The following is a 3027-nucleotide window of genomic DNA, read 5'->3' as shown; positions in this document are numbered from 1 at the left end:
AAGAAAACAGCAGGGATCGTTCCTGTAATCACAGAGACTAATTAAACTAAAACCGCTAAGGGTGGGTCAATTTTACTTTACCGAATTTAGCAGTTTAGTGGGTCAGTTTTGGAATACCGTTGACAAATAAGAAGATGTGGAAGGAAGAGTTAGAGCTGGTCATTAAGCCGGGTGCTGTTTTCAGAAAGTCTTTAAATTAGCAAACCTTTGATAAATAATCAAAATTTTGTGTTACACCTAGTGTTACACAATCCAATTTAAGACTTCCTTTTAAAATGGTTTAAAAACCAGTTAAACCTTTACTTATTTTAGAAGGCTTCCTACATAGTTTCCTTAAAAAGACCTAAGATTATTATCTTCTTCTTCTAGCGGCTTCGGATCTAGATGATTTAGGTTCCTCTGCTTGCTTCCGTGCTTTCTCTAACAAACGAAGTTCTTCTTCCTCCACTCGTTTTCTTTTTTCCGCCTCTCGTTTTCTTTCTTCCGCCTCTTTTCTAGCCAATTCCTTATCTTGCTCCTCCTGAAGCTTTGATTGGTGTGCGTTGACTTGCTCAATTATGTTATCGAGCATTTTTTGGTTAATACCATTTACACCGAAATGTATAAAAATTGCCTTAAGTGCTTTTTCAGCTTCATCTTTATGTGAGGGTAAAGTTTCAAATTCTGAAGATAAATAACTTAGGCTTTCTTTAACATCTGGAACATATATTTTAGCTATATTCCATTTTGTATCTTGAACCACGAATTCGTTAGCTGAACTTTTCTCTGCATTAAGCGAAAAGCCCTGTTCTATATTTTTCGCCACATCACTGTTTAAATTTACAATATTGTTATTGAGGGTTTCCAAAAGAAGGTTAGTTTTTTCGGTTTGCTTAACAATCTTACTTAAAATATCTTTTGTGCCAAAAACTGCTATTGGGAGGCAAAACCAGAGAATAGCTAAAACCAAAAGAAATAAAAATACCAAAATACCTAAACTACCACCTAATAACGATTCCATTGCACTTCCCTTTAAAATACTAATTTAATCAGATACTAACATAAAATTACGTTTAATCATTTTAACTTAAAAACCACTTTTCAGTATCTTAAGCATACTAATTTATTAATTAACAATTGATTTAATGGTTATTAAAGTGAAATTAGACCGCATTAGAACAACGACGGTTTCACGCCAAATGAATCGGAAAAAATATTGTAATGTTATAAACCGGTGATCCAAATGACTTGACCACTTCAGTCTCACTTTAATACGAAAATAGCCTATTTTTAGGAAACTGAAATATTTGGGTTAACCTCTCTCACACTTCATAAAACACAGTGTTCGACCGTTTTAAGGTGCTAGCATTTTTAAAAAATATGTTTTAGCCTAACTAAAATGGAATTTTAAGGAAGTAAAATGACTGCTCTCAGAACATGTCCCTTTTGTGCAGAATCTGTTAAAAGACAAGCAATATTTTGTCGCTTTTGTCAGAAAGATCTTATTCCATTTTATGTAGACGATCCTGAAGCTAATGAGCAAATTTATTTAATAGTTAACCTTCTGAAGCAAGGTAAATCATCAATAGAAATTTCGAATCAATTAAACGAAGAAAAAAACTTTAGGGTAAACTCTTCAAAGCCTTGGACTCCTCAACACATCGATAATATCTATACAAGTTTTTATCGACCTCCTCAAAATATTCGATCAAAAGATGAGATGAAGTCAGCTTCTTCAAGCGGGAAAAAAAGCACTCTTGAAACACTAAATACAGATCCGGCTATGCGTAAAGTAGCTCGGTATATTTGGGGTTTTATAGCAGCGCTTTTTTTGTTGGGTATAATTTTTGGGGATAAGAATAAAAGTAAGAGTTCATCGTTAACCAAAGCAAAAGTAAACTCATTATGCAAAACATATATTGCCGAACAGTTTTACAAAAGCAGAACTATTATGAACAGCGCTTATATTAAAGAGGACAATGGAGGTCATTTTGCAAAGATATGGTATACGAGGGCTTCAGATGGCACAAAGTGGGAATATATTTGCCATATAAGTAATGGTAAAATACTGTGGGCTTCACTTACAAATGGTTCATTGGGAAGATGGCGATATGAAGATGAGAGAGCTATCTGACAATTAGAACTTTAAAAATGCTTGTTTAATTTAATCAAAAACACTCGATCGCTAGTGCCTGACAAGCATGTAGGGAGTTGGTGTTTAACATTAAACTATTAGAGCACTTAAGTATCCTGATAATTTTAAAATATCACTGATACCTTGAGAATCCATTACTCTAATAATGGTCTGTTTGGACATACACCGCATAACTTGTCCTTTATGGAAAAATTCAATTATGCGCATAGAGCATTAAGGTAAAAGAGTTGAAATTTGAGTGGCACTTTTCCCCTCTAAATGCATCTCTATTCAAAAATCATCTAAAAGAGTCGATGAAGTTTTCGCCTTTTCTAAGGCTGGAACAAACCCCGAAGATACTTTACCTATAAAGACAATATTTTCACTTGGTATAGTAACTTTAACTTCAACATTTTTTATTTTCGTTCCTACCCAAGCACCTGCTGCTGCACCTATAGGACCAGCCACGACAGCTCCTGCCACTGCTCCGACTCCCATATTTTTATTATTTCTTCCTTTTTCAGGAGGGGAGACCACCTCAACTTGGACTTCTTCAAATTTTAATCTCGAAGATACTCTAGTGATTTCGTTTCCTTCCATAAGACCAAAAAACTTTTTAACTTTCTTACTTGTAACGTACTGTAATTCAACATAATAAGGGAGGTTATCCATTTTTCTTGGATAAAATATTAGGTCGTTTACATTTCCAATTTCTTGAATTTGATCATTAACTTTTAACTTTAATATTTTAATTGTGTACGACATAGCCATTATTAATTCCTTTTCTAATGTAATCCCCCCATTTTAAGCAGCAGTTATTCGTAGAAATTAATTAAGCCGCTCTCAATAGTTGTTTAGGTGGTACACCACCAATTGCCATATTAGGTCGTTCATTGTTGTAAAGCCAGAGCCAG

Annotated in this window: 3 protein-coding genes; 1 reads left to right on the top strand and 2 read right to left on the bottom strand. The window is 34.1% G+C overall.

All coding sequences use genetic code 11. The features are described 5' to 3' along the window. Positions 1 to 352: 352 nt before the first annotated feature. Entirely contained in the window at positions 353 to 1000 is a 648-nt protein-coding gene (locus ACYVIL_RS20215) for a hypothetical protein (protein ID WP_460314532.1), read from the bottom strand. A gap of 399 nt (positions 1001 to 1399) precedes the next feature. Here ACYVIL_RS20215 and ACYVIL_RS20210 point away from each other — a divergent pair, with 399 nt between their 5' ends. Continuing rightward, on the top strand, positions 1400 to 2113 hold the full coding sequence (locus ACYVIL_RS20210) for a hypothetical protein (RefSeq protein ID WP_460314530.1): 714 nt from the start codon (positions 1400 to 1402) through the stop codon (positions 2111 to 2113). A gap of 291 nt (positions 2114 to 2404) precedes the next feature. Here the strand turns inward: ACYVIL_RS20210 and ACYVIL_RS20205 are convergent, their stop codons facing one another. After that, positions 2405 to 2884 carry a hypothetical protein gene (locus ACYVIL_RS20205; RefSeq protein ID WP_460314528.1) on the bottom strand — a complete coding sequence of 160 codons (480 nt, stop codon included), beginning with the start codon at positions 2882 to 2884 and terminating at the stop codon, positions 2405 to 2407. Positions 2885 to 3027: the final 143 nt, after the last annotated feature.

Source organism: Aliiglaciecola aliphaticivorans (assembly GCF_054782055.1).
The sequence above is the reverse complement of the archived record's forward strand: the minus strand, read 5'-3'. Positions and strand labels throughout refer to the sequence as shown.